Below are 584 nucleotides of genomic sequence, written 5' to 3' on the forward strand. Positions count from 1 at the left end.
GCCTGAGCCTGAGCCTGCTGGTGATGGCCGGTGGTGCGGCGCTGTTCGGTGAATTCGCCACCCAGCGCTGGTATCCCGGTGCACTGGGCGGCCTGTTCGTGATCGGTAGCGGCCTTGCGCTGCTGCAGACCGCGATCAACCCGTACATCTCCATCCTCGGCCCGATCGAAACCGCCGCACGGCGCATCGCGATGATGGGCATCTGCAACAAGATCGCTGGCATCCTTGCGCCGATATTGATCGGCACCCTGGTGCTGCATGGCATCGGTGATCTCGACGCCCAGGTGCAGGCCGCCGATGCGGCCACCAAGGCCACGCTGCTCAACCAGTTCGCGGCCAAGATCCACGCGCCGTATCTGGCCATGGCCGGTTTGCTGGTGSTGCTGGCGGTGGSSGTRYTGTTCTCGCCGCTGCCCGAAMTSAAGRCCKCCGARGCCAAYGCCACMCCGGCSSGCGYGCCMGGCAMSGCCGAGCGCACCAGCATCTTCCAGTTCCCGCAYCTKTGGCTGGGCGTGCTGTGCCTGTTCGTMTACGTCGGCGTGGAAGTGATGGCCGGMGATGCSATCGGYACCTACGGTCATGGC

Annotated in this window: 1 protein-coding gene; it reads left to right on the forward strand. The window is 65.9% G+C overall.

Annotation, left to right across the window (positions count from 1 at the left end; genetic code table 11):
- Positions 1–584, forward strand: a 584-nt coding sequence (gluP, locus tag AC1DOP_RS27235) for a glucose/galactose MFS transporter (protein ID WP_477254407.1), incomplete at both ends; no start/stop codon positions are given.

This window comes from Massilia sp. 01N410, from assembly GCF_056399665.1.